We start from the raw sequence: 25,195 nt of genomic DNA, 5'->3' as shown, positions 1-25,195 counted from the left end.
CTCCCTTTAGCTGGCCAAGCGCTTTTCTTCCAGCTTTTCCCAACGTTCAAATAACTGCTCCAGGTCAGTGTTGAGCTGATCCAGTTGTTGGTTGATCTCGTCGGCTCGAGCAGAGCCATCTTTATACAGATCCGGTGCGCTCAGCTGTTCTGCCAGTTCGGCTTGCTGGCTTTCTATAGCCGCAATCTTCTCGGGCAGCGCGTCCAGTTCCTTTTCTTCCCACGGGGCCAGACGGCCAGGCTTGTTAGCCTTGTTGTTGCGCTCTGCAGCAGGCTTTTCAGTGGCGGCGGGAGTTGGAGTGCTGGCTGCCGGTGTCTCGGCTTTGGCTTGCGGGCGTTGTGCCAGCCACTCGTCGTAGCCACCCACATACTCACCCCAATGGCCGTCGCCTTCGGCCGCAATCACCTGGGTGACCACGTTGTCCAGGAATGTACGGTCGTGGCTGACCAGCAGCACGGTGCCTGTGTAATCCTGAATCAGGTCTTCCAGTAGCTCCAGAGTTTCGATATCCAGATCGTTGGTCGGTTCGTCCAGTACTAATACATTAGTAGGTTGGGCAAACATGCGGGCCAGCGCCAGTCGGGCACGTTCACCGCCAGACAGACTGCGTACCGGGGAGTGAGCGCGGGCTGCCGGGAACAGGAAGTCTTCCAGGTAGCTCATGATGTGCTTGCGCTGATTGCCAATTTCCACCCACTCACTGCCGGGGCTGATGGTGTCCGCCAGAGTGGCGTTTTCGTCCAGGCGACTGCGCATCTGGTCAAAGTAGCCAATGTTCAGTTTGGTACCGTGGCGTACAGTGCCAGAATTAGGCTCTTGCAAACCCAGCATGATGCGTAGCAGTGTGGTTTTGCCGGCGCCGTTGTGGCCGATCAGGCCAATACGGTCTCCGCGCATCAGCACGGTGGAAAAATCCTTGATCAGGATGCGGTCGTCGTAGCCGTGTGTGACATCTTGTAGTTCAGCGACCAGCTTGCCGGAGCGCTGGCCTTCGGAAATGGCGAATTTGACGTCGCCCGAGCGCTCGCGTCGCTCGGCACGATCACGGCGCAATTGTTCCAGGCGGCGAACACGACCTTCATCTCGGGTGCGGCGGGCTTGCACGCCTTTGCGAATCCAGACTTCTTCCTGGGCCAGAAATTTGTCGAATTTGGCATTTTGTTGCTTCTCTGCTTCCAGGTATTCAGCCTTGCGTTCCTGCCATTGGCTGAAGTTACCGGGGAAACTGAACAACTTGCCGCGATCCAGCTCGACAATCCGCGTTGCTACCACATCCAGGAAACGGCGGTCGTGGGTAATGATGACTGCGCTGCCACGGAAATCCAGCAGCAATTGTTCCAGCCAAAGAATGCCGTCAAAGTCCAGGTGGTTGGTGGGTTCGTCCAGCAAGAGCAGGTCGGGTTCGTTCACCAGGGCATTGGCCAGGGCGACGCGCTTACGCTGTCCGCCCGACAAGCTGCCAGCCAGTGCATCCGGATTCAAGCCCAGCTTGTCGATCAGGGCGTTGACGCGGGCAGGGCGTTGCCAGTCTTCGGCTTCGGTGAAATCGCCACACAGCAAATCGTAAATGCTCAGATTCGGATCCAGCTCCGGTTCTTGTTCGACGGTGGCTACTTTCAGCCCGCCCAGTCGTTTGACCTGACCATCGTCGGGAGCTTGACGTTGATCCAGAATTTTCAAAAGCGACGATTTGCCAGCACCATTGCGCCCGATCAGACCGATACGTTCGTTGCTTTGAATGACCAGATCGGCATGGTCCAGCAAAGCATGGTGGCCGAATGCCAATTGGGCATCGGTCAGGGAAATCAGATTGGTGGACATAAGACTCCAGATAAATCAGCGCGTCCTGCGAATTTCTCTATTGTCGCAGGTTACAATGCATCTGTGAGGCAGGCTGGGCAGTCGCGGTACGCAAGTATCGAGGAAGGTCCGGACTCCATAGAGCAGGGTAGCGGCTAACAGCCGTCCGGCAAGTGTGGTATCACGCCAGACGAGCCGAGGACCAGGGCCACAGAGACGAGACCACAGCAAGGGCTTGCGCAAGCAGGCACAGATACGGCGACTTCCGTGTTTTCTTGTACTTCGGTGCAAAGTGCTGTGGGGTGAAACGCGGTAACCTCTACCCGGAGCAATACCAAATAGGCATACGCAGGCTTTTAGCCCGAGAGGCGGCTCGTCTCAGTATGCGGGTAGGTAGCTAGAACCGGCCAGTAATGGTCGGTCCAGAGGAATGATTGCCGGCCAGCGGGTTCCCGCTGGCATACAGAATCCGGCCTATAGGCCTGTCTCACACTTCTCCCGGCGTTCGCCACCAATTGCACCGATTTCGTACATTTGAAAGCAATTGTTAAGGATGTTGAATCCTTGGCAAGAGTCGCTTGCGCGCATTTTTATAACAATTCACTTTTAATGCGCCCTGCAATTTCTTGATTTCACACAGTATTTTTTTTTAGCCACTTCTAGGATAGTGCGCTAAGTGCTTGTTGTGATTGAAAAAATTGCAACCACTGCCTTGACCGCAAAGGCTTTCCCCCGTAGAGTGGGGAAAAGTAGGAAATAGTGTAAAAAAGTGGGGGAAAATAGTGTTCCAAGGCAGCAGCGCACTCACACTGGATGCTAAGGGTCGGATGTCCATTCCGACTCGGCACCGTGACGCGCTTTTGCAGCAGGAACAAGGCCGCTTGACCCTCACTCGCCATCCCGACGGCTGTTTGCTGGTGTATCCGCGCAGTGTGTGGGAAGAAAAGCGCGAACAAATTGCCCGCTTTCCCATGAGTGCCCGTTTCTTGCAACGCCTGCTGCTGGGTAGTGCTCAGGACGTTGATCTGGACTCCGCTGGTCGGATATTGATCGCTCCCGAACTGCGCACCGCAGTGGGGTTGGAGCGCGACGCCATGCTGCTGGGTATGGCCACCCATTTTGAGTTGTGGAATGCGCAGGAACTGGAACGCCGACAGGCCCAGGATCTGGCTGAAAACTCCACAGACGTATTCGACACTTTTTCTTTCTGAGTAAGTCATGACGCTGGTACATCGATCCGTGCTGCTGGAGCCTACGGTGGCGGCCCTCGTGGATCCGTCCTTTGAGGCCCGGCGCTGGGCGCAAAACCCCGAAATCCAGGGTTTGGTCGATGGTGTGTACGTCGATTGCACTTTTGGTCGTGGCGGTCACAGCCGTCTCTTGTTGTCGCACTTGAGTCCCCAGGGGCGCCTGATCGTGATCGACAAGGATCCGCAAGCGATCGCCGTGGCCCAGGAGCTGGCAGCACAAGATAGCCGTGTGACGGTTGTACATAGTGGTTTTGGTGATTTGGCCCAGGCTCTGGACGAGCTGGATGTGGGGCCATTGCAAGGCGTCATGATGGATTTGGGCATTTCCTCGCCACAAATCGACGACGCAGAACGAGGTTTCTCTTTTATGCGCGAAGGTCCGTTGGACATGCGCATGGATACCAGCGGTGGTTTGACCGCTGAACAGTGGCTGGCCGAGGTCAGCGTAGAAGTTTTAAAGGAGGTCATTGCAGAATATGGCGAAGAACGGTTTGCTTTCCAGATTGCAAAGGCGATTGTTGATCGCCGCCAATCCCGCCCGCTACATACAACGCGTGATCTCGCCGAGCTCGTCGCCGGTGTCGTCCGCACGCGCGAAAAGGGTCAACATCCGGCAACCAGGACCTTCCAGGCTATACGGATTTACCTCAATCGTGAGCTCGAAGAGCTCGCGCACGCGCTTCCGTCAATTCTGAGTCGATTGGCGACTCGGGGCAGGCTTGCGGTGATTGCATTTCATTCACTGGAGGACCGCATGGTCAAACAGTTCATGAACGCAGCTGCGCGTCCCGCGCAGGAACAGTCACGTCTACCTATTCTTGAAAAAGACTTGCCCCAGCCTCTGGTGCAGTCTTTGGGCAGAATCTTGCCCACTGACGAGGAGTCCAGCGACAACCCCCGAGCCCGCTCGGCGGTATTACGTGTGGTGCAACGCACCGACACCCCCATCCACCAGGACTGGATGCGCAGCGCCAGCGAGCGTCTGCTGCAACAGGCCGCCTATAGCCGACAGCCCGCCGGCAAGCGAGGCCGCCGATGATGCGCCTGGTCATCACCCTCTCTTTGGTGTTGATGCTTTCGGCCATCTCTTTGGTGACGGCGCGCTATCAGGCGCGCGAGCTGTTTGTGCAAACCGATCGTCTGGTCACCAAAGCCGGTGAACTGGATACGGACTGGCGTCGTCTGCAACTGGAACGGGCCGAGCTGGCCCGTAACGCTCGCGTGGACGATATTGGTCGCAACGAATTGGGCCTGGTGTTGAGCTCTCCCGAGCGCACTCTCTATTTGCAAGGGGGTGAGCTGAGCTCGACCCAGGTGCAGTCCGGAGGGCGGCCATGAAACGATTCGGTTATCACGAAAATCCCGTCCTGAGCGTCCAGATTCCATTCTGGCGCTCGCGTTTGGTGCTGGTCCTCTTGTTTCTGGGTTTTGGCGCCCTGATCGTCAAGGCTTTGTATTTGCAGGGCCTGTCTACCGAATTTTTGCAGCAGCAAGGCGAGCGCCGTTATGAGCGCACCCAGGTGCTGCCGCCCATGCGTGGCAAGGTTTTTGATCGTACGGGTTCTGTGGTGCTGGCCTCCAGTGTGCCTGTTAAAGCCATCTGGGCTATTCCTGATGATGCTCGGAATGCCAAACCCGAGCAGATCGGTCAGTTGGCCAAGCTCCTTGGTATGGGGCAGTCCGATATCGAGCGTCGTCTGTCCGTTGAAGATCGTAACTTCGTCTACATCAAGCGTCAGGTGGATGTGGATGTGGCGGCTCAAATCGCTGAACTGAAAATCCCTGGTATCCACCAACAAGAAGAAATGCGTCGTTTCTATCCCGAAGGGGATGTCATGGCGCACATTGTGGGCTTTACGAATATTGAAGACCAGGGCATCGAGGGCATTGAGCTTGCCTTCAACTCTGCCTTGTCCGGCACGCCCGGTTCGCGCCGCGTAATTCGTGACCGTCTGGGACGTGTGGTGGAGGACGTGCGCGCCATCATCCCGCCTACCCACGGTCAGGATTTGCACTTGTCCATTGATGCCGGCTTGCAGTTCGACGCGTACACCGCCTTGAAAAAAGGTATGGAAGACGTCAAGGCCAATGCCGCTGCGGCCGTGGTCATGGACGTGAAAACCGGGGAGATTCTGGCCCTGGTGAACTTGCCTACCTACAACCCCAACGACCGGGATGATCGCAAGGGTCCGGCCCTGCGTAACCGTGCCTTGACCGACACCTTTGAGCCCGGTTCCATCATGAAGCCGTTTACCGTGGCTCTGGCGCTGGATATCAACCGCATCACCACCGCCACCCAGTTCAACACGGGCAATGGTCAGTACCGCTACCAAGGTAGCGTGATCAGTGACGTTAGTCGCAACAATGGCATGCTGGATGCTGCCGGTATTTTGCGTCGGTCCAGCAATATTGGCATGACCATGATTTCCGAGCGCCTGACTTCGCAGGAAATGTGGAACAAGTTTACCGAGCTGGGTTTTGGCCGTTCTCCGCAGGCCGATTTTCCCGGTATTGCCAGTGGAAGACTGCGCCCCTGGGAGCGCTGGCGTCCCATCGAGCGCGCCACCATGTCGTATGGCTATGGCCTGTCGGTTTCCCTGCTGCAAATTGCCCACGCCTACACGGCGTTTGCGCGTAATGGCGACATGGTTTCCATGACTTTGCTTAAGCGCGAAGGCAAGCCCGCCAGCGTTCAGGTTTACACCCCTAAAGTGGCCGCGGAAGTTCGCGCCATGCTGGAAGCTGCGGCGGGCCCCGCCGGTGCCCGTCTGGCTCAGGTGCAAGGCTATCGCGTCGCTGGCAAGAGCGGCACGGCCCGCAAGATTGTGGATGGTCGCTACAGCAAGTCCTTGTATCGCGGCTCTTTTGTCGGCTTCGCGCCTGTCTCCGACCCTCGCATTGTGGTGGCCGTCACGATCGACGAACCACATAGTTCCAATTATTACGGCGGGCGTATTGCCGCGCCGATTTTTTCAGAAATTGTGGCCCGGAGCTTGCGACGCCTAGGTGTCCAGCCTGATGCGCCCATAGATTCGCTGGTGGCCGTTGGCCCCGGTGCGGAGAATGTACGATGAACGCCGCAGCAATATTGGAGTGGCTGGCGCAGCATGTAGCGCCCACGGCTAATCTGTGTTTGGATTCCCGCCAGATCAAGGCGGGTGATGCGTTTTTCGCCTGCCGCGGCCATCAGGGTGATGGTCGTGAGTACGAAGTTCAGGCTGTGCAGCAAGGTGCAGTGGCCATTGTGCGCGAGCGGGGCGATCAAACAGTTGATCCCGGTGTGCCTGTTTTGCAGGTTCCCAATCTGGGTGCCTTGCTGGGTGAAGTGGCCCACGAATGGTGGGGCCGTCCTTCCGAGGCCATGACTGTCGTGGCGGTGACCGGCACCAATGGCAAGACGTCCACCGTGCAGTGGGTGGCGTCGGCCTTGAATCATTCCCAAGTGCCTTGCGGCACTATCGGTACGCTGGGCGTGACCTTGCCCGATGGCTCCAATCTGGGTGGCGTCCTGACCACGCCGGACGTGCTGACCGTACACCGTAGCCTGGCTGCTATTCGCGCCCAAGGCGGCAATGCCGTGGCCCTGGAAGCCTCGTCCATTGGTCTGGAACAAGGCCGTCTGGATGGTGTCCGTATTGATATTGCCGGGTTCACGAACCTGACGCATGATCATCTGGACTATCACCACAGCATGGAAGAGTACAAACAGGCCAAGCTGCGCCTGTTCAGTTGGCCTGGTCTGCGTAGCGCCGTCGTGAACGCTGACGATGAAACGGGCCGTGAATTGATGCAGGCCGGTCTGGCCGCCCGTGTGATTTCCTACTCCATGAGCCAGCCCGAGGTAGATTTGCTGGCTCAGGACGTGCATACCGGTGCCGACGGCCAGGTATTCAATCTGGTGACCGCTCACGGCACCGCACAAATTTTGACCCACTTGCTGGGCGAGCATAACGTGGCCAACCTTCTGTTGGTGGCGGGTGTACTGCAAGAAGTGGGTTGGCCTGTGTCCAAGATCGCGCGCATCATGGACAAGCTGGAGTCCGTGCCTGGCCGTTTGCAAATTGTGACGCCCAAGAGCACCGCAGGTCGTCAGCCCTTGCCTTTGGTCGTGGTGGATTACGCTCATACTGCCGATGCGCTGGAACGCGCCCTGCAAGCCTTGCGTGAAGTGGCCAGCGTACGTGGCGGCAAGCTGATTTGCGTATTTGGTTGCGGCGGTAACCGCGACACGGCCAAGCGCCCCATTATGGGTGAAGTGGCGGCTCGTCTGGCTGACAGCGTTCTGGTCACGACCGACAACCCTCGTTTTGAAGATCCTGCCGAAATCATTCGTCAGATCGTGGCTGGTATGCCTGAAGCGCCGGCCGTGCAAATGGATCGGGCTCGCGCCATCCTGTCTTCGATCTGGGCTGCCAGCCCTGAAGATATTGTTTTGCTGGCCGGTAAGGGCCACGAAACCTACCAGGAAGTGCAGGGCGAGCGCTCTGTGTTTGACGATTCCGACTGGGCCAAAGCCGCCTTGCTGTGGTTGCGTGGCGTGCGTTTGAGCACCGATTCCCGCAGCCTGAGCAAAGGTGATGTGTTCCTGGCCCTGAGCGGCGAGCAGTTCGATGGTCATCGCTATCTGGAAAAAGCGAAAGAGCAGGGCGCTGTGGCGGCCCTCGTGGCTCAGCGTGATGCCGACGTCGAACTGCCACAAATTGTGCTGGGCGATACGCGTCGTGCGCTGATGACCTTGGCGACCGAGTGGCGCTCGCGCTTTGACATCCCTGTCATTGGCGTGACCGGCAGCAATGGCAAGACCACGACCAAGGAAATGATTGCCGCGATCTTGCGTGCCTGGTTGGGCGAAGCAGAAAGCTTGGCAACTCGCGGTAATTTGAATAACGATCTGGGCGTACCCCTGTCCATCCTGCGTTTGAGCTCCGAGCACAAAGCCGCCGTTCTGGAAATGGGCATGAACCACCCCGGTGAGATTGCCGTGCTGGCGTCCATGGCTCGCCCCACGATTGCCCTGATCAATAACGCACAGCGTGAACACCAGGAGTTCATGCACAGTGTGGAAGCGGTGGCTCGTGAAAACGGTGCCGTGATCGACGCGCTGCCACAAGATGGCGCGCTGGTGATTCCTGATGATGATGCCTTCAGCGCCATGTGGGCTGAGCAGGCTGGTCAGCGTCCCGTATTGCGTTTTGGCCTGAGCGGTCAGGAAACGGTCTTTGCGGCCGATATGTTTGTCGAGCCAGCTCAAACCCGTTTTGTGTTGCATGTGGCAGGCCAGTCTGCTGCCCTGACCTTGAACAGCCCCGGTATCCACAACCTGCGCAATGCCTTGGCCGCTGCCGCTTGCGCTCATGCCGCCGGTGCGCCGTTGAGCGCGATTGTGCAGGGTCTGGAAAGCTTCCGTCCTGTCACGGGCCGTATGCAGCCCAAGCAGCTGTCTTCCGGTTACCAGTTGATTGACGACACCTACAACGCCAACCCGGATTCGGTACGTGCTGCCATTGATGTGCTGGCACAGCTGAAAGGCCGCAAGGTGCTGGTGCTGGGCAATATGGCCGAGATCGGTGATAACAGCTCCGAATTGCACGCTGAAGTGGGTGCCTACGCCAAAGAGCGTGGCATGGATGAATTGCTGACCTTGGGTGGCGATGCCAGCCATGCTGCCCAGGCTTTTGGTGCGCGTGCGCATCAATTCGAGACTTTGGAAGACATGGTGGCTTACCTGCTGGCCCTGGAGCCGTCTCATGTGTTGATCAAGGGTTCGCGCAGCGCTCGTATGGAGCGTGTGGTTGCCGCCCTGGAAAACCACTTCTCCCATAATGAAGGGGCCACTCATGCTTCTTGAACTGGCACGTTGGCTATCGGACGATCATATTCGCGCCTTTGGGGTGTTTGAGTACATCACCCTGCGTGCTATTTTGGCCAGCGCCACTGCGCTGGCAATTGGCTTGTTGGCAGGACCCTGGGTGATTCGCAAGCTGACCGAACTGAAAATTGGTCAGGCTGTCCGCGCTTACGGTCCGGAATCGCATTTGCAAAAGAACGGCACGCCCACCATGGGCGGTGTCCTGATCCTGATTTCTATCGGTATCAGTACCTTGTTGTGGGCAGACTGGACCAACCGTTTTGTGTGGGTTGTTCTGCTGGTGACTTTTGGTTTTGGCTGGATTGGTTGGGCAGACGACTACAAGAAAGTCGTCAATCGTGACCCCGAAGGCATGTCCTCGCGTCAGAAATTTTTCTGGCAAGCCTTGATCGGTATCGTTGCGGCCGTGTACCTGAGCTTTGCCGTTTCGGTGCCTGCCAATACTGAGCTGTGGCCTTTGTTCAAAGAGTGGGTCCTGAGCGGCTTCACCATGCCCCTGCCTACGCAGGCTGACCTGATCGTGCCGTTCTTCAAGTCCGTCAGCTACCCGCTGGGTGTGCTGGGCTTTGTGGTACTGACCTGGGCAGTGATTGTTGGCTCCAGCAACGCCGTCAACCTGACGGACGGCCTGGACGGTCTGGCCATCATGCCTACCGTGCTGGTGGGCGCTGCCCTGGGTATTTTTGCCTACGTGGTTGGCCGGGTCGACTACTCCAAATATCTCTTGTTCCCCTATATCCCCGGCGCGGGTGAGTTGATGGTGATCTGTGCGGCCATTGCCGGTGCGGGTCTGGCCTTTTTGTGGTTCAACGCCTATCCCGCCCAAGTGTTCATGGGTGATGTGGGTGCGCTGGCCCTGGGCGGTGCGCTGGGCACGATTGCGGTGATCGTTCGCCAGGAAATCGTGCTGTTCATTATGGGTGGCGTGTTTGTGGTGGAAACCTTGTCGGTGATGCTGCAGGTGACCTGGTTCAAGTACACCAAGAAACGCTACGGGCAGGGCAGACGAATGTTCCGTATGGCGCCGCTGCACCATCACTTTGAAGTTGGCGGCTGGAAAGAAACACAGGTGGTGGTTCGCTTCTGGATCATCACCATGATGCTGGTCATGGTCGGTTTGTCTACATTGAAATTGCGATGAATGCGTTGAGTTTTCCTTCGATCCGTAAAGACGGTCTCATGCTTATCCTGGGGTTAGGCGAGACAGGCTTTGCTGCGGCTCGCTGGTCTTTGGCCCAGGGGGCCAGCATTCGTTTGGCGGATACACGCGAGAACGTGCAGGGTCTGGACAAGCTTCAGGCCCTGAGCAACGCGCCTCTGGACGTGCGTCTGGGGCAGAACGCCTTGCAGGCCGATAGCCTGAGCGACGTGCATACCCTGGTGATCAGCCCAGGCTTGTCGCCCCTGGATCCTGCTCTGGCCGCCTTTTTAAGCCAGGCACGAGATCGTGGAATCGAAGTCATTGGCGAGATCGAGCTATTTGCCCGTGCCTTGAAAGATCTGGCTGATCAAGGCCATGAAAGCCGTGTGGTGGCCATTACCGGCACCAATGGCAAGACTACCGTCACGGCCATGACGCGCCACTTGCTGGAGCAGGCAGGTGTTTCTGCACTGGCCGTGGGCAATATCAGCCCTGCTGCGCTGACCGCCCTGTGCGACGCTCTGGAAAACAATGCCTTGCCGCAGGTCTGGGTGCTGGAGTTGTCCAGCTTCCAGCTGGATAGCACTTTTAGCTTGCAGGCGGATGCTGGCGTTGTACTGAATATTTCGCAGGATCATCTGGACTGGCACGGCGGTATGGACGCTTACGTCGAGTCCAAGCAGCGCATGTACAGCATGTGTGATGTGGCCTTGGTCAATCGTGATGATCCAGCCGTTATGGCCATGATTCCCGATGCCAGCCAAGAGTCGGTGCGCAGCTTCGGTTTGGACCAGCCCGCTTTGCTGGGCGATATGGGCTTGCTGACGGATGGCGGCATGCAGTGGTTGGTGGCCAATGAGCCTACCGATTTTGAGCTGCCGGCCACAGGCCTGAAAAAACGTAATGCACCGGCTGAGCCTGCCGTGCGCGGTAAAGGTGGCTTGAAACGCTTGATGCCGGTTGAGGCTTTGCAGATCAAGGGGCGTCACAACGCCTTGAATGCCCAAGCAGCCTTGTTGCTGGCTCGTTGTCTGGGTCTGGGTTGGGCTGAGTTGCTCAATGGTCTGCGCACCTATCAAGGGGAGCCGCACCGTGTCGAACTGGTGCGTGTGATGGACGGTGTTCAATATCTGGATGACAGCAAAGGTACTAATGTCGGCGCGACTGTTGCCGCCTTGCGGGGGTTTGATCAGCGTGTCTGGCTGATTGCCGGTGGTTTGGGCAAGGGCCAGGATTTTGAGCCGCTGGCCGTTGCGGCTGCCTCGAATGTGGCTGAAGTGTTTTTGATTGGGCAGGACGCCAAGCTGATTGCCTCTGTTCTGGACGCTCATGATGTCCGTCATCGTTTCTGCGAGGGTCTGGAAGCTGCTGTGCAAGCTGCTGCCGAGCAGGCGCGTTCGGGCGATGTGGTCTTGCTGTCTCCGGCCTGCGCCAGCATGGATATGTTCAAAAGCTATCACCATCGCGGCATGTGTTTTGTCGCCGCCGTGACCGAGATGGCACTGGATAGAGGAGAGCCGGCATGAGTCTGTTTGCTGAGCTGACCTCGGGTGTCAATGCCGTACGTCCCGGACGCACGGCATTGCCTGCGTTTGATCGCCCCTTGCTGGCCGCCACACTGATGCTGACCCTGTTTGGTTTGCTGATGGTGTATTCGGCCTCGATCGCTCTGGCAGACGGACCGCGCTATGAAAGCTACGGTCGTTACTACTTTGTAATTCGCCACGCCTTGTTCATTGTGGTGGGTGTGGTGCTGGCCATGTTTACCGCAACCGTGCCGCTGCGTGTGTGGCAGAAGTTGGCCGTGCCTCTGTTTGCTCTGGCTATTTTCTTGCTGCTGGTGGTGCTGGTTCCCGGCATTGGCCGTGAAGTAAACGGTGCACGTCGCTGGTTGCCTTTGGGCATCATCAACTTCCAGCCTTCGGAGCTGATGAAAGTAGCCATGGTTCTGTATGCCGCTGATTACACCGTGCGCAAGCAGCAGCACCTGCATACCTTTATTCGGGGTTTCCTGCCTATGGCGGTGGCCCTGGGTCTGGTTGGTGTGTTGCTGTTGATGGAGCCTGACTTGGGCGCCTTCATGGTCATTGTGGCCATTGCGGTAGGCATTTTGTTCATCGGCGGAATTAACGGCAAGTTGTTCTCTGCCTTGCTGGGCATTATGGTCAGCAGCTTCCTTTTGCTGATCTGGCTCTCACCGTGGCGTCGTGAACGTTTGTTCGTGTATCTGGACCCCTGGAATCCTGACAATGCTTATGGCAGTGCCTATCAGTTGTCGCACTCGCTGATTGCTTTGGGCCGAGGCGAATGGTTTGGCGTGGGTCTGGGTTCCAGTGTGGAGAAACTGCATTACCTGCCTGAAGCCCATACCGACTTCATCGTCGCGGTAATTGGCGAAGAGCTGGGCTTTGTTGGCGTGGCCGCCCTGATCCTGACCTTTGGCTTTGTCGTATGGCGCAGCTTCAATATTGGTCGTCAGGCCTGCGCCATGGATCGCTTGTTCAGCGGTGTCGTCGCTCAAGGTGTGGCGCTGTGGTTCGGCGTGCAGGCTTTTATCAATATTGGTGTGGTGCTGGGTTTGTTGCCTACCAAGGGTCTGACCTTACCTTTGGTCAGTTACGGTGGTTCGGGCATTGTGATGAATCTGGTGGCTTTTGCCTTGTTGCTGCGGGTGGATTTTGAGAATCGGCAAATGATGCGAGGTAAGCGCACATGAGCACTCCAACCATCCTGATCATGGCAGGCGGTACAGGTGGGCACATCATGCCCGGGCTGGCCGTGGCTGAAGCCATGCAGCAACGCGGCTGGCAAGTGTTGTGGCTGGGTCATCCCGAGCGCATGGAAGGTAGCTTGGTCCCACAGCATGGGATTAAAATGCTGCCTCTGCGATTTTCCGGACTACGAGGCAAAGGCGTGAAGGCATTGCTCTCTTTACCCTTTACTTTGATCCGTGCCTGCAGGCAGGCGCATCGCTGCCTGCAGGAAGCCAAGCCGGATGTGGTACTGGGTATGGGCGGCTACGTGGCTTTCCCCGGTGGCCTGATGTCTTTTGTGTCGCGCCGCCCGCTGGTAGTGCACGAGCAAAATGCGGTGGCCGGTACGGCGAATCGCTACCTGGCCAAAATGGCGACCAGTGTGTTGACCGGCTTCCCCGGTGCCTTGCCTGGTGCAGTAACTGTGGGCAACCCGGTGCGCGATGCCTTCGTAGGCCAAGGTCCGGCTGCCGAGCGTTATGCCAAACGCAGCGGACCGCTACGCATTCTGGTGGTAGGGGGCAGCCTGGGGGCCGCCGCGCTGAACAAAGTGGTGCCTGAGGCCATGGCGCTGATCCCTGCCGAGCAGCGTCCGCATGTAACCCATCAGTCCGGCCAGCAGCATCTGGAAAGCTTGCAGCAAAGCTACGCAGACAATCAGGTGCAGGCCGACTGCAAGGCCTTTATTGGCGATATGGCGCAGGCCATGAAAGAGGCCGATGTGCTGATTTGTCGCGCCGGTGCCATGACGGTAGCTGAAGTGGCTGCAATCGGCGTAGCGGCTCTGTTCGTGCCTCTGCCACACGCGATTGACGATCACCAGACAGCCAACGCCCGCTACCTGAGCGAATGCTCGGGTGCGTGGCTCAAGAAACAATCGGAGTTGACGGCTCAGTGGCTTGCGCAGTGGTTGCAAGGACTGAACCGTGAAGAGTTAAGTCGTGTGGCCAGCCACGCGCAAGAACATGCACAGTTGAATGCCACGCAGCAGATTGCCGAAGCATGTCAGCAGGCGGCAAGGAGGGTGGGATGAAACACCGCATTCAACATATTCATTTTGTAGGGATTGGCGGCTCGGGCATGAGCGGCATTGCCGAAGTCATGCTGAACCTGGGCTTTGCCATCAGTGGCTCGGATATTCAGGAAACGGCGGTAACTCGTCGCCTGGAACAGCTGGGTGCTCGTATCGTGATCGGCCATAAAGCCGAAAACGTCGCTGGCATGGGCGCGATCGTCACCTCCACCGCCATTGCGGGTGACAACCCCGAAGTGCTGGCCGCGCGTGCCGCCCGCATTCCGGTGGTGCCACGTGCCCTGATGCTGGCCGAGCTGATGCGCTTGAAGCGCGGCATTGCCGTGGCTGGTACGCACGGCAAGACCACCACCACCAGCCTGGTAGCGAGCCTGCTGGGCGCGGCTGATCTGGACCCCACCTTTGTGATCGGTGGTCGCCTGAATTCGGCCGGTGCCAATGCCCGCTTGGGGCAGGGCGATTACATCGTGGTGGAAGCGGATGAGTCTGATGCTTCTTTCCTGAACCTGTTGCCGGTGATGGCCATCATCACCAATATCGACGTCGACCATATGGACACCTATGGTCATGACGTTGCCCGACTGAAAAGCGCCTTCATCGACTTCACGCACCGCCTGCCGTTTTACGGTAGCGCCATCGTGTGCAACGACGATGCGAATGTGCGCGAAATCATTCCTTTTGTATCGCGTCCTGTCACGACTTACGGCATTGATACCGATGCCCAGGTCCGCGCGATCAACATCGAAAGCCGTGGCACCACCATGTGTTTTGATGTGCAGCGCAAAGGGGCCACAGGCGATCTTCCCCTGCTGTCCGTGTGCCTGAATCTGCCCGGAAAGCACAATGTACTCAATGCCTTGGCTGCCATTGCGGTTGCCACTGAGCTGGGTGTCAGTGATGAGGTCATTGCCCGTGGCCTGAAAGAGTTCACCGGCGTGGGGCGCCGCTTCTCCATGGTGGGTGACTTTCCGGTTTCTCAGGAGCAAGGTGGTGGCACGTTTACCGTTGTTGACGATTATGGTCACCATCCTGTCGAAATGGCTGCTACCTTGGCGGCCGCACGTGGTGCTTGGCCTGATCGCCGCATCGTGCTGGCATTCCAGCCGCACCGCTACACACGCACCCGTGATTGCTTTGAAGATTTCGTGCAGGTACTTAGCCAGGCCGATGCGGTCCTCCTTGGAGAGGTCTATCCCGCCGGTGAGGCTCCCCTTGTGGCCGCCGATGGCCGTGCCTTGAGTCGCGCAGTGCGTGTGCTCGGCAAGGTCGAACCCATTTTCGTGGCCGAAATCAGCGATATGGCACAAGCCGTTCTGGACTTTGTCCGTGACGGCGATGTGGTGTTGGTAATGGGTGCAGGGTCCATCAGCCGGATTCCTGCTCAATTGGGAGAAATGGCATGACAGCGGATTTTGGTCGGGTCGGCGTGTTGTACGGCGGCAAGTCCGCCGAACGTGAAGTGTCCTTGATGTCTGGCGCAGGCGTGCATGAAGCGCTGTGCAGCATGGGCGTGGATGCGCATTTGTTCGATATGGGCGAGAAAGGACTGACCGAACTGGCTCAGGCCGGTTTTGACCGCGTGTTTATTGCTTTGCATGGTCGTTACGGCGAAGACGGCACCTTGCAGGGTGCTTTGGAGTGGATGGGCATTCCTTACACCGGCAGCGGTGTGATGGCCTCCGGCTTGGCCATGGACAAGATCATGACCAAGCACATCTGGCAGCACCTGGGTTTGCCCACTCCCGGTTTTGCGCAACTGGATCATGTCAGCCAGGTTGCCGCTGCGGTTGAACGTCTGGGTGTGCCCCTGATCATGAAGCCGCCCCATGAAGGTTCCACCGTGGGGGTGGTGCGTGTGGATCGCCCCGAGGAGGCTGTTGCCGCCTTTGAAACCGCCATGCATTACGACACGGTCGTGCTGGCTGAGCAATTCATTCGTGGTCGCGAATTGACTGTACCCATCATCGGCGTTGGTGCCCAGGCACGTGCCTTGCCCGTGATCGATATTGTGGCCCCACAAGGCAATTACGACTTTGAACACAAGTATTACTCGGACGAAACCCAGTACTTCTGTCCTGCAGATCTGTCGCCTGAGTTGACGGCACATATCCAGGATCTGTCTGTCCGTGCGTTCAATGCACTGGGCTGCGAAGGCTGGGGCCGTGCCGATTTCATGCTGGACGAGCAAAACCGCCCCTGGCTGCTGGAGATGAATACCTCTCCGGGCATGACCAGCCACTCTTTGGTGCCCATGGCAGCCAAAGCAGAGGGCACCAGCTACGCCCAGTTGTGCGTGAACATTTTGGCAACGGCGCGCTGCAAGGTGCAGGCCATTGCTCGCAGCCTATAGAACGGGGAGCCTGACTCATGTTTTCCGATGCACGTCTGACCAACCTGATCGCCAATACGCTGGCTTTGCTAGCGGTGTCGGCATTGGTGATCAGTGTTGTGGTTTGGGCTGTGCGTCGTCCGTACTTCAATATCGAACGCATTCAGATCGAGTCCTCGCAAGGCGAGCGTCTGGCTTATGTGACTCCTGAAGGGGTGAAAGCCACGATTGCCGGTCGCCTGCAAGGCAACTTCTTCACAGTAGATCTGGACAAGTCCCGCGCTCTGATTGAAACGGCTCCTTGGGTACGTCGCGCGCAGATCCGCCGCGTTTGGCCCAATAGCTTGTCGGTACGGATTGAAGAACAGCAGCCGCTGGCCTATTGGAACGAAGACGAAATGATCAACACCTGGGGTGAATCATTTTCGGCCAATAAAGCCGTGGTGCCTGATGACGTGGATTTACCCCAGCTAAGCGGTCCTCCGAATTCGGAGCGTCTGGTGGTGCAACGGTATGCCGAGCTGGCACGCTGGTTTGGGCCGCTGGATGTACAGGTCAGTGAAGTGACGCTGAGCCCGCGCTACGCCTGGGATGTGGTGTTGTCCAACGGCATGCAGCTAAGCCTGGGGCGTGACCCGGCTGCTGATATTGCCGACCCGCACGGTCGTAAAGGTGCATTGCCCTTTGCGGTACGTGTTGAACGATTTGTGCAGGCTTGGCCTGCCTTGATGCAACGGCTTGGCGACCGTGCTTTGCAAAGTGCCGACTTACGTTACCCGAATGGCTTTGCGATAACGCTGGCTCCGGTTTCATCTACCCCTGTGAAGTAAAGAACATATGACTCGTGACATCAAAGACCTGATCGTTGCATTGGACATCGGCACCAGCAAAGTGGTTGCGGTGGTGGCCGAAGTGCTGCCGGAAGGCCGGTTTGAAGTGCTTGGTCTGGGACAGCATGAATCCCAGGGCATGCGCAAAGGGGTGGTCGTCAATATTGAGACGACAGTCAATTCCATCCAGCGCGCTTTGGAAGAGGCGGAGTTGATGGCCGATTGCAAGATCCGTGAGGTCTACACCGGAATTGCAGGCAGCCACATCACCAGCTTTAACTCCAGTGGCATGGTGGCGGTGAAAGACAAGGAAGTCACAGCGACCGATGTGGCACGCGTGATTGAAACGGCCAAGGCCGTGAATATCCCCACCGACCAGCAAGTGCTGCACGTGCTCACGCAGGAGTTCATCGTGGATTCGCAAGAAGATATTCGCGAACCCATAGGCATGAGCGGTCTGCGTCTGGAAGTGCGGGTACACATTGTGACTGGTGCCGTCAGCGCAGCGCAGAACATCGTCAAGTGTGTGCGTCGTTGTGGTCTGGAAGTACAGGACCTGATTTTGCAGCCTCTGGCCTCCAGCCTGTCTTGCCTGACGGCGGACGAGAAAGAGCTGGGCGTGGTGCTGGTAGACATTGGCGGCGGTACGACCGATATCGCCATCTACACCGGCGGTGCGATTCGTCATACCGACGTGATCCCGATCGCGGGCGACCAGATCACCAGCGACATTGCTGCCATGTTGCGCACCCCTACGCCGGATGCGGAAGAGATCAAGCTGCGTTTTGGTGTGGCCAAGCAATCGCTGGCCCATCCGGAAGAAATGATTGAAGTGCCCGGTCTGGGTGATCGTCCCAACCGACAGGTCAAGCGCCAGGCCCTGGGTGCTGTGATCGAGCCGCGTGTGGAAGAGCTTTTTACTTTTGTGCAGCAAAGCCTGCGCGAATCGGGCTACGAAGACTTGCTGTCCTCGGGCGTGGTGTTGACTGGTGGTACGGCCATGTTGCCGGGCATCGTGGAGCTGGCCGAGGACGTGTTCTTGAAACCTGTGCGTATTGCTGTGCCCAGCTATGAAGGTAGCTTGGCTGATGTCATGCGCAACCCACGTTTTTCGACCGTGATGGGTTTGTTGACCGAAGCACGCCTGCAAAGCGCTCGTGGCCGCAAGGTGGCTCAGCAAAAAGGCAGCGTCAAAGGTCTGATGGCCCGTATGAAGGAATGGTTCATGAATTAAGGGCGTTGCAAGACGCTCAGGTCGGGCAGCCTGAAAGGGCGGTCCAGGAGGCAGTTCAAACCGGGTGCGAACCCCTTGGTTGGCAGATGTTTTGAGCTGATTCCAAATTTCAGTTGTATCGGGGAAGTACGTAGAAACTTGACTAATTAAGTGTTTGAGTGGGAGTCAATCATGATGAACTTTGAAATGTTAGATACCAGCGGTAGCGGCACGGTCATCAAGGTCGTGGGCGTGGGCGGCGCAGGCGGTAACGCTGTGACGCATATGATCAACTCTGGTGTTCAGGGCGTTGATTTCATTTGCGCCAATACCGATTCGCAGGCGCTGGCCAGCAGCGATGCACCTATCCAGATTCGTCTGGGCCGCAGCGGCTTGGGCGCCGGTGCCAAGCCTGACCAAGGCCGTGCAGCCGCTGAAACCGCTCGCGAAGAAATTCGCGCAGCCTTGAACGGCGCCAACATGGTGTTTATTACAGCCGGTATGGGCGGTGGCACCGGTACGGGTGCCAGCCCCGTTGTGGCTGAAGTGGCCAAGGAATTGGGCATTTTGACCGTGGGTGTCGTCACCAAACCTTTCTCCTTTGAAGGCAATCGCCGTCTGCGCATGGCCGAAGAAGGGATCGAGGAGCTGAGCAAGCACGTTCACTCCCTGATCGTTGTATTGAATGAAAACCTGTACGACTTGATGGATGAGGACGCAACACAGTCCGATTGCTTCAAGGCAGCTGACGATGTCTTGCACAATGCCTGCGCCGGTATTGCCGAGATCATCAATGTTGAAGGTAACGTGAACGTCGACTTCGAAGACGTGAAAACCATCATGGGCGAGCAAGGCCAGGCCATGATGGGTACCGCTGTGGCTTCCGGCTCGAACCGCGCTCGTGAAGCGGCTGAGCGCGCCATCGCTTGCCCATTGCTGGAAGGTGTGGACCTGCACGGTGCCCGCGGCATGCTGGTGAACATCACCTCCTCGTCGTCCCTGAAGATGCGCGAAACGCGCGAAATCATGGACACCATCCGTGGCTACGCTGCAGAAGACGCCACCGTTATCTTTGGTACCGCTTACGATGAGTCCATGGGCGACAGCCTGCGCGTGACCGTTGTGGCTACCGGCCTGGGTCGCAAGCAAGCGCGCCCACAGTTGGTACAAAACAACGAAGAAGTGTTACGTACAGGTACGGACAACATGCCTGTCATCGGTGCGGATTACGCCAACGCCGACGTGCCTGCCGTCATCCGCAATCCACGCAGCCAGGCTTCGGCTCAGGTGCGTGCACTGGAGACTGCCGGTATGGATCACTTCGACATTCCGGCGTTCTTGCGCAAGCAGGCTGATTAAAAATCAGGTTCGGCGATTACCCGAGTCGCCAATTTGATTTCTCCCACGACTCCCCCTGGGCGTTCGCGCTCAGGGGGCGTAAGTGTTTTGTTGTGTCGTGGTGTTTGACGCTTGACAATTGCTTATGTTTTTAGAAAGCGTATAGTGGATAACCCGTATTACGGTTACAATAGTCTTTGCGAACAACACTTTACAAATACAAGAACAGCCATGCTTCGTCAGCGCACCATCAAGAATGTCATCAGTACCAAAGGAGTCGGCTTGCACTCTGGTCGTCGTGTCGAACTGACACTGCGCCCTGCTGCGCCTGACACGGGTATTGTGTTTCACCGTATCGATCTGCCCGAAATCGTGGATTTGCCCGCACAGGCAGACAAGGTCGGTGGTACGCGTATGGCTTCGGTGCTGATCAAGGATAATGTTCGGGTTTCAACCGTCGAGCATTTGATGTCGGCCATCGCTGGCCTGGGCATTGATAATCTGCACGTGGACCTGACGGCTGAAGAAGTGCCCATCATGGATGGCAGCGCCGGCACATTCGTGTATTTGTTGCGTTCGGCGGGCTTGCAGGAGCAGGAAGCCGCCAAGAAGTTTTTGCGTGTCCTCAAACCCATCGAAGTCTCTGAAGGCGAGGGGCAGGACATCAAGTGGGCCCGTCTGGAGCCCTACGAAGGCTTTGCCCTTCAGTTTTCTATCGATTTTCACCACCCGGCCATTGATGCAACGGCCAATTTTGCCGAGGTGGATTTTGCGCATGACTCGTACGTGAAGACTATTTCACGTGCGCGCACCTTCGGGTTCGCCAGCGAAGTGGAAGCTTTGCGTGCGGCCGGTCTGGCCCGTGGCGGCAGTTTGGACAATGCCATTGTCATGGACGAGTACCGTGTCCTGAACAGCGACGGTCTGCGTTACGAGGACGAGTTCGTCAAGCACAAGATTCTGGATGCTATTGGCGACTTGTACCTGATTGGCCACCCCCTGATTGCACGCTATGTGGCGTGCAAATCCGGCCATGGTTTGAATAACCAGCTGGCGCGTGCCTTGCTGGCCGCCCAGGATAGTTGGGAGCTGGTGACTTTCGAGTCGGCTGCCAGTGCACCCCACGCTTTTTCCAGCGAGTGGAAATTCGCTTGATACTTGCTTAGGGGCCCGATCCTGGTGCTTTGCTTAGCCGCGATGATGACGCAACAAGCGTTCGATGGCTTGCGCCAAGGGACCTTGCGGCAATGAGTCATGCAGCTTTTCAAATGATTCCAAGGCCCGTTCGTCCAGGACTTGTACCTGGCGTGCGGGCTTTTCTGTCACAGCTGCAAACAAATGGGCTTGCACGTGCACCAGCGCCTCGCTAATGTTCCAGCCAGCGGCATTCATCTGCCGTGTGACAGTGGGCAACAGCTGACGCAGCTTGGCCGCATGTGCGGCGCTGGGAACTGCCAGCGTCAATTGCTGTCTGTCTATACGGGCTACTTTACAAGCCTTGCCCAAAGCAGGTGGCAAGGCTTTGCTTACATGGGTCTGCGCCGCCATCAGCTGCCGGGCCATTTCCAGTACCTGGGAACCTTGCTGGTCGCTGGCCAGCCAACCCAAAGCGTGGCTTTGCCCGCTACTGCGTTTTGGCGCGGATGAGGAAAAAGGGGGCTTCCAGGTCATGTTCGAGGTTATACGATAGTGGATCAACATAAAGACTATACGTCCTTAGATGCCAAAGCCAAAGGGGTGCGCCGTACGGTGATCGCCCTGGTGGCTCTGGTATCGCTGGGCGTTTCCGCAGCGGCGGGAGCTCTGGTGCAGTCGCACTGGGGTGAACGCGGGGGCGTGTCGCTGGATGCGGACATGGCCCAAAGCCAGGCCGCTGCCATGCAGGACAACGTTACCCGCCTGGCCGAAAAAGTCGGCGGTTTGCAGGCCAAACTGATCGAGATGGATGGTGTCAGCAAGCGCGTGGCCAAGGCGGCCGGCATTGAGTACACCGATCCGGAGCTGGCCGGTGCCATGCCCGTGCAGGATCTGGCCGTCATGGATAGCATGGATGGAGCCGACCTTGTCTGGAACGCCGACCGTCTGGGCGAGCAGCTGGATAATCTGGCCAAACAGATGTCCGAGCAACAGGACTGGTTTCAGATGCTGGACTCCGTGCTGACCGAGCGTACCGGCAACGAAGCCCGTCTGCCCAATTACCGTCCGGTGGATTATGACGAGGTGGCCTCCTCCTTTGGCTGGCGTCGTCACCCGATTTCGGGCCGTCATGCCTTGCACGAAGGTTTGGACTTTCCAGCACCCAAGGGGACGCCTATCTATGCCGCATCCGGTGGGGTGGTATCGGAAGCCCGCTATATGACAGGTTACGGCAAGCTGGTAGAAATCAATCACGGCAATGGCATGAGCACGCGATACGCCCATGCCTCATCAATCGTTGTTAAATTAGGCGACGTAGTAGAAAAAGGGCAGTTGATCGCCCGTGTCGGATCTACCGGGCAGTCCACAGGCTCACACCTGCACTTTGAAGTGCGCATGGCCGGACATGCCCTGGATCCCAAGCTTTTTCTGCCGGCGCGTGAGTACGTAGAGCAGCAAGTCGCGCAATTGGATTCGGACAAGTAGTTCCGTCTTGCAGCATGTGCGTTAAACTGATTGTTTGCTTGCGCATCCCTTTTAACCAGAGATAGGCTCGAGGCACAGATTCAAGCCCTTGCGGCCTCGCCTACATTGACGACACAAGAATGGTTTCATTGCTGAAAAAGCTTATTGGCAGTCGTAACGACCGATTGCTCAAACAGTACCGTAAGCAGGTCGCCCAGATTAATGCTCTAGAGCCTACTATTCAGGGCCTGAGCGACGAGGCCTTGGCAGCCAAGACGCAGGAGCTGCGCCAACGTGTTCAGGATGGCGCCTCGCTTAACTCGCTCCTGCCCGAGGCTTTTGCTGTAGTGCGCGAGGCGGGTGTCCGTGTATTTGGCATGCGCCACTTTGACGTGCAGATGCTCGGTGCCATTGCCTTGCACAACGGCAAGATTTCCGAAATGCGTACGGGTGAGGGTAAAACCCTGACCGCGACCTTGGCCGTGTACCTGAATGCACTGTCCGGCAAAGGCGTGCACGTGGTGACCGTCAACGATTACCTGGCTCGACGCGATGCGAACTGGATGGGGCGTCTGTACAACTTCCTGGGTCTGAGCGTGGGCGTCGTAGTTCCCCAGCAAGACAATGCCGAGAAGATTGCTGCCTATCAGGCTGACATTACCTACGGTACCAACAACGAATTTGGTTTTGACTACCTGCGCGACAATATGGAATACCGCGCCGAGGATCGCCGCCAGCGCGGTTTGTCCTACGCGATTGTCGACGAAGTTGACTCCATCCTGATCGACGAAGCCCGTACACCGCTGATCATCTCCGGCCAGGCCGAAGATAATACCGAGCTGTACGTGCGCATGAACGTGGTTCCGCCCATGCTGACCCGCATGACGCAAGAGCCTCGTCCACACGAGCCCGAGCCCGAAGGCGACTTCTGGGTCGATGAAAAGGGCCAGCAGGTTCATATTTCCGAAGCCGGTCACGAACGTGCCGAGCAGATCCTGACCGAAATCGGTTTGCTTCCCGAAGGTGAGTCGCTGTACGAGCCACGCCACATTTCCCTGATGCACCACCTGATGGTCGCCCTGCGCGCCCACAACCTGTTCTTCCGCGATCAGCAATACGTGGTCCAGGACGGCGAAGTGGTGATTGTGGACGAATTTACCGGCCGTTTGATGGCTGGTCGCCGCTGGTCGGATGGCTTGCACCAGGCTGTGGAAGCCAAGGAAGGCGTTCGCATCCAGAACGAAAACCAGACGCTGGCTTCGATTACTTTCCAGAACTACTTCCGTATGTACGACAAGCTGTCGGGCATGACGGGTACGGCCGATACCGAAGCCTATGAGTTCCAGGAAATCTATAGTCTTGAAACCGTCATCATTCCACCGAATCGTCCGCTGGCCCGTAAGGACCAAAACGACCAGGTCTTCAAAACCGATGACGAGAAGTTCAATGCCATTCTGAAAGACATTCAGGACTGCCACGAGCGTGGTCAGCCTGTACTGGTGGGTACCACCAGCATTGAAAACTCCGAGCTGATCTCCACACGCCTGAATGCCGCTGGCGTCAAGCACGAGGTACTGAACGCCAAGCAACACGCCCGTGAAGCCGACATCGTGGCTGAAGCTGGTATGCCCGGTCACGTGACCATCGCCACCAATATGGCCGGTCGTGGTACGGACATTGTCTTGGGTGGCAGTATCGAACGTGCAATTTCTCAGGTGCGTGAAGACGAGTCCCTGAGTGCTGAGCAAAAAGAAGCCAAGATCCAGGCTATTCGTGCTGCTTGGGAACCGCTGAACCAGCAGGTCAAACAGGCTGGTGGTTTGCGCATTATTGGTACCGAGCGTCACGAATCCCGCCGTATTGACAACCAGCTGCGTGGGCGTGCCGGTCGTCAGGGTGACCCAGGTTCCTCGCGTTTCTACCTGTCGCTGGAAGATTCGCTGATGCGCATCTTCGCCGGTGATCGTGTGCGCGCCATCATGGAGCGTCTGCGTTTGCCGGAAGGCGAGCCTATCGAAGCCCGCATGGTGACTCGTTCCATCGAATCCGCTCAGCGCAAGGTCGAGGCCCGCAACTTCGATATTCGTAAACAGCTGCTGCAGTATGACGACGTGGCCAACGATCAGCGCAAGGTGATCTACGCCCAGCGTAATGAAGTGCTGGAGTCGGCTGATATTTCCGACACCATCAGCAGCCTGCGCGAAGCTGCCGTCAGTCGTCTGTTCCGTGAATACGTGCCGCAAGACACCATGGAAGAGCAATGGGATATTCCCGGCTTGACCACCGCTTTGCAGAGCACCTTCCAGATTGAGCTGCCTTTGGCTGAAATGCTGGAGAAAGAGTCCAATCTGACCGACGATGACTTGCATGATCGCGTTATCGAAGAATCCCAGCGTCTGCTGCAAGCCAAGATTGATCTGGTGGGTCAGCCTAACTGGGGCAACTTCGAGCGCTCCGTGCTCTTGCAGTCCATTGATACGCAATGGCGTGGCCATTTGCAGGCCCTGGATCACCTGCGTCAGGGGATTCATCTGCGCGGTTATGCCCAGAAAGACCCCAAGCAGGAATACAAGCGCGAAGCTTTCGAGCTGTTCTCCGACATGCTGGACCGTGTGCGTGATGAAGTGGTCAAAGTGCTGATGACCGTGCGTATTCAGACTCCGGAGCAGGTCGAGGAAGCCGCGGTTGAGGTTCCTGCCAACTCCAATGTCCGTTTCCATCATTCGGACTACGATGCTGCCTTGAGCGGTGAAGATCCCGGTCTGGACGAAGCGACCAAGGGCGAAGTGCCACGCGTGGGCCGTAACGATCCTTGCCCATGCGGCAGCGGCAAGAAATACAAGCAGTGCCATGGCCGCTTGAATTGATTCTGACTCAAGCTGCCCAGCCTGCAGGCTGCGAGATCAAACCCCATGAGCCCCTGGCGCATGGGGTTTTTTCTTGGATGCCAGCTTTGTTGCTGCGAACTGATCTGTGAATGGTTATATCCCGCTCATGCAGGGCCGTTTTTCCCTGTAAGCTACGGGACGCAGCTTGGT

General features: G+C 57.5%; 19 protein-coding genes and 1 other RNA gene. 18 read left to right on the top strand and 2 right to left on the bottom strand.

The genetic code is table 11. The annotated features are described in order from the left end of the window. Window positions 1-6 precede the first annotated feature (6 nt). Complete coding sequence (locus OSH04_RS06095) at window positions 7-1,821, bottom strand: ATP-binding cassette domain-containing protein (RefSeq protein WP_083054110.1); 1,815 nt, start codon at window positions 1,819-1,821, stop codon at window positions 7-9. A 65-nt stretch (window positions 1,822-1,886) separates the two neighbouring features. Between OSH04_RS06095 and rnpB the strand changes: the two genes are divergently transcribed. The 16 genes from rnpB to lpxC all read left to right on the top strand — a co-directional run bounded on the left by rnpB (window position 1,887) and on the right by lpxC (window position 20,711). Next, an RNA gene (gene rnpB / locus OSH04_RS06090) (RNase P RNA component class A) lies at window positions 1,887-2,293 on the top strand. 289 nt (window positions 2,294-2,582) lie between these two features. Then, complete coding sequence (gene mraZ / locus OSH04_RS06085) at window positions 2,583-3,011, top strand: division/cell wall cluster transcriptional repressor MraZ (RefSeq protein WP_009455053.1); 429 nt, start codon at window positions 2,583-2,585, stop codon at window positions 3,009-3,011. 7 nt (window positions 3,012-3,018) lie between these two features. Further along, window positions 3,019-4,089: a 16S rRNA (cytosine(1402)-N(4))-methyltransferase RsmH gene (rsmH, locus tag OSH04_RS06080; RefSeq protein WP_266108114.1), complete on the top strand. Its 1,071-nt coding sequence runs from the start codon at window positions 3,019-3,021 to the stop codon at window positions 4,087-4,089. Next, window positions 4,086-4,388: a cell division protein FtsL gene (ftsL, locus tag OSH04_RS06075; RefSeq protein WP_009455049.1), complete on the top strand. Its 303-nt coding sequence runs from the start codon at window positions 4,086-4,088 to the stop codon at window positions 4,386-4,388. The genes rsmH and ftsL overlap by 4 nt, the downstream gene beginning before the upstream one ends. Further along, window positions 4,385-6,124 (top strand): peptidoglycan D,D-transpeptidase FtsI family protein, encoded by a 1,740-nt coding sequence (locus tag OSH04_RS06070; RefSeq protein WP_035271088.1) that lies wholly within the window; start codon window positions 4,385-4,387, stop codon window positions 6,122-6,124. The genes ftsL and OSH04_RS06070 overlap by 4 nt, the downstream gene beginning before the upstream one ends. Next, window positions 6,121-8,898, top strand: a complete 2,778-nt coding sequence (gene murF, locus OSH04_RS06065) for a bifunctional UDP-N-acetylmuramoyl-L-alanyl-D-glutamate--2,6-diaminopimelate ligase MurE/UDP-N-acetylmuramoyl-tripeptide--D-alanyl-D-alanine ligase MurF (protein ID WP_266108113.1) — start codon at window positions 6,121-6,123, stop codon at window positions 8,896-8,898. The genes OSH04_RS06070 and murF overlap by 4 nt, the downstream gene beginning before the upstream one ends. Continuing rightward, the gene (gene mraY / locus OSH04_RS06060; RefSeq protein WP_035271084.1) at window positions 8,888-10,060 is read left to right on the top strand and encodes a phospho-N-acetylmuramoyl-pentapeptide-transferase; all 1,173 of its coding nucleotides are present in this window, start codon (window positions 8,888-8,890) and stop codon (window positions 10,058-10,060) included. The genes murF and mraY overlap by 11 nt, the downstream gene beginning before the upstream one ends. Beyond that, a complete protein-coding gene (gene murD, locus OSH04_RS06055; RefSeq protein ID WP_266108112.1) occupies window positions 10,057-11,586 on the top strand; it encodes a UDP-N-acetylmuramoyl-L-alanine--D-glutamate ligase in 1,530 nt (509 codons plus the stop codon). Before mraY ends, murD begins: the two co-directional genes overlap by 4 nt. Next, the gene (ftsW, locus tag OSH04_RS06050; RefSeq protein WP_022983452.1) at window positions 11,583-12,776 is read left to right on the top strand and encodes a putative lipid II flippase FtsW; all 1,194 of its coding nucleotides are present in this window, start codon (window positions 11,583-11,585) and stop codon (window positions 12,774-12,776) included. Before murD ends, ftsW begins: the two co-directional genes overlap by 4 nt. Next, window positions 12,773-13,846: an undecaprenyldiphospho-muramoylpentapeptide beta-N-acetylglucosaminyltransferase gene (gene murG / locus OSH04_RS06045; RefSeq protein ID WP_266108111.1), complete on the top strand. Its 1,074-nt coding sequence runs from the start codon at window positions 12,773-12,775 to the stop codon at window positions 13,844-13,846. The genes ftsW and murG overlap by 4 nt, the downstream gene beginning before the upstream one ends. Continuing rightward, on the top strand, window positions 13,843-15,249 hold the full coding sequence (gene murC, locus OSH04_RS06040) for a UDP-N-acetylmuramate--L-alanine ligase (RefSeq protein ID WP_239055172.1): 1,407 nt from the start codon (window positions 13,843-13,845) through the stop codon (window positions 15,247-15,249). Before murG ends, murC begins: the two co-directional genes overlap by 4 nt. Beyond that, on the top strand, window positions 15,246-16,196 hold the full coding sequence (locus OSH04_RS06035; protein WP_266108110.1) for a D-alanine--D-alanine ligase: 951 nt from the start codon (window positions 15,246-15,248) through the stop codon (window positions 16,194-16,196). The genes murC and OSH04_RS06035 overlap by 4 nt, the downstream gene beginning before the upstream one ends. 17 nt (window positions 16,197-16,213) lie before the next feature. After that, window positions 16,214-17,005 carry a cell division protein FtsQ/DivIB gene (locus OSH04_RS06030; protein WP_009455041.1) on the top strand — a complete coding sequence of 264 codons (792 nt, stop codon included), beginning with the start codon at window positions 16,214-16,216 and terminating at the stop codon, window positions 17,003-17,005. Window positions 17,006-17,012: 7 nt separating this feature from the next. Then, a complete protein-coding gene (gene ftsA, locus OSH04_RS06025) occupies window positions 17,013-18,239 on the top strand; it encodes a cell division protein FtsA (RefSeq protein WP_009455039.1) in 1,227 nt (408 codons plus the stop codon). Window positions 18,240-18,410: 171 nt separating this feature from the next. Further along, on the top strand, window positions 18,411-19,577 hold the full coding sequence (ftsZ, locus tag OSH04_RS06020) for a cell division protein FtsZ (protein WP_035271073.1): 1,167 nt from the start codon (window positions 18,411-18,413) through the stop codon (window positions 19,575-19,577). A gap of 210 nt (window positions 19,578-19,787) precedes the next feature. Further along, entirely contained in the window at window positions 19,788-20,711 is a 924-nt protein-coding gene (gene lpxC / locus OSH04_RS06015; RefSeq protein WP_026485180.1) for a UDP-3-O-acyl-N-acetylglucosamine deacetylase, read from the top strand. 33 nt (window positions 20,712-20,744) lie between these two features. Here the strand turns inward: lpxC and OSH04_RS06010 are convergent, their stop codons facing one another. Then, a complete protein-coding gene (locus OSH04_RS06010; RefSeq protein WP_115634326.1) occupies window positions 20,745-21,227 on the bottom strand; it encodes a DciA family protein in 483 nt (160 codons plus the stop codon). Window positions 21,228-21,245: 18 nt separating this feature from the next. Between OSH04_RS06010 and OSH04_RS06005 the strand changes: the two genes are divergently transcribed. Continuing rightward, entirely contained in the window at window positions 21,246-22,178 is a 933-nt protein-coding gene (locus tag OSH04_RS06005; RefSeq protein ID WP_035271071.1) for a M23 family metallopeptidase, read from the top strand. Between the two features lie 119 nt (window positions 22,179-22,297). Next, complete coding sequence (gene secA / locus OSH04_RS06000; RefSeq protein ID WP_035271069.1) at window positions 22,298-25,024, top strand: preprotein translocase subunit SecA; 2,727 nt, start codon at window positions 22,298-22,300, stop codon at window positions 25,022-25,024. Window positions 25,025-25,195: the final 171 nt, after the last annotated feature.

Origin of the sequence: Alcaligenes nematophilus (genome assembly GCF_026344155.1) — a bacterium.
GTDB lineage: Bacteria > Pseudomonadota > Gammaproteobacteria > Burkholderiales > Burkholderiaceae_B > Alcaligenes > Alcaligenes phenolicus.
Note: the sequence above shows the minus strand (reverse complement) of the source record. Positions and strands in the feature narration are given on the sequence as shown.

Coding starts and splice junctions, on each gene's coding strand:
- OSH04_RS06095 (WP_083054110.1), bottom strand. CDS start 1,821: ATGTCCACCAATCTGATTTCCCTGACCGATGCCCAATTGGCATTCGGC.
- rsmH (WP_266108114.1), top strand. CDS start 3,019: ATGACGCTGGTACATCGATCCGTGCTGCTGGAGCCTACGGTGGCGGCC.
- ftsL (WP_009455049.1), top strand. CDS start 4,086: ATGATGCGCCTGGTCATCACCCTCTCTTTGGTGTTGATGCTTTCGGCC.
- OSH04_RS06070 (WP_035271088.1), top strand. CDS start 4,385: ATGAAACGATTCGGTTATCACGAAAATCCCGTCCTGAGCGTCCAGATT.
- murF (WP_266108113.1), top strand. CDS start 6,121: ATGAACGCCGCAGCAATATTGGAGTGGCTGGCGCAGCATGTAGCGCCC.
- mraY (WP_035271084.1), top strand. CDS start 8,888: ATGCTTCTTGAACTGGCACGTTGGCTATCGGACGATCATATTCGCGCC.
- murD (WP_266108112.1), top strand. CDS start 10,057: ATGAATGCGTTGAGTTTTCCTTCGATCCGTAAAGACGGTCTCATGCTT.
- ftsW (WP_022983452.1), top strand. CDS start 11,583: ATGAGTCTGTTTGCTGAGCTGACCTCGGGTGTCAATGCCGTACGTCCC.
- murG (WP_266108111.1), top strand. CDS start 12,773: ATGAGCACTCCAACCATCCTGATCATGGCAGGCGGTACAGGTGGGCAC.
- murC (WP_239055172.1), top strand. CDS start 13,843: ATGAAACACCGCATTCAACATATTCATTTTGTAGGGATTGGCGGCTCG.
- OSH04_RS06035 (WP_266108110.1), top strand. CDS start 15,246: ATGACAGCGGATTTTGGTCGGGTCGGCGTGTTGTACGGCGGCAAGTCC.
- OSH04_RS06030 (WP_009455041.1), top strand. CDS start 16,214: ATGTTTTCCGATGCACGTCTGACCAACCTGATCGCCAATACGCTGGCT.
- ftsA (WP_009455039.1), top strand. CDS start 17,013: ATGACTCGTGACATCAAAGACCTGATCGTTGCATTGGACATCGGCACC.
- ftsZ (WP_035271073.1), top strand. CDS start 18,411: ATGATGAACTTTGAAATGTTAGATACCAGCGGTAGCGGCACGGTCATC.
- lpxC (WP_026485180.1), top strand. CDS start 19,788: ATGCTTCGTCAGCGCACCATCAAGAATGTCATCAGTACCAAAGGAGTC.
- OSH04_RS06010 (WP_115634326.1), bottom strand. CDS start 21,227: ATGACCTGGAAGCCCCCTTTTTCCTCATCCGCGCCAAAACGCAGTAGC.
- secA (WP_035271069.1), top strand. CDS start 22,298: ATGGTTTCATTGCTGAAAAAGCTTATTGGCAGTCGTAACGACCGATTG.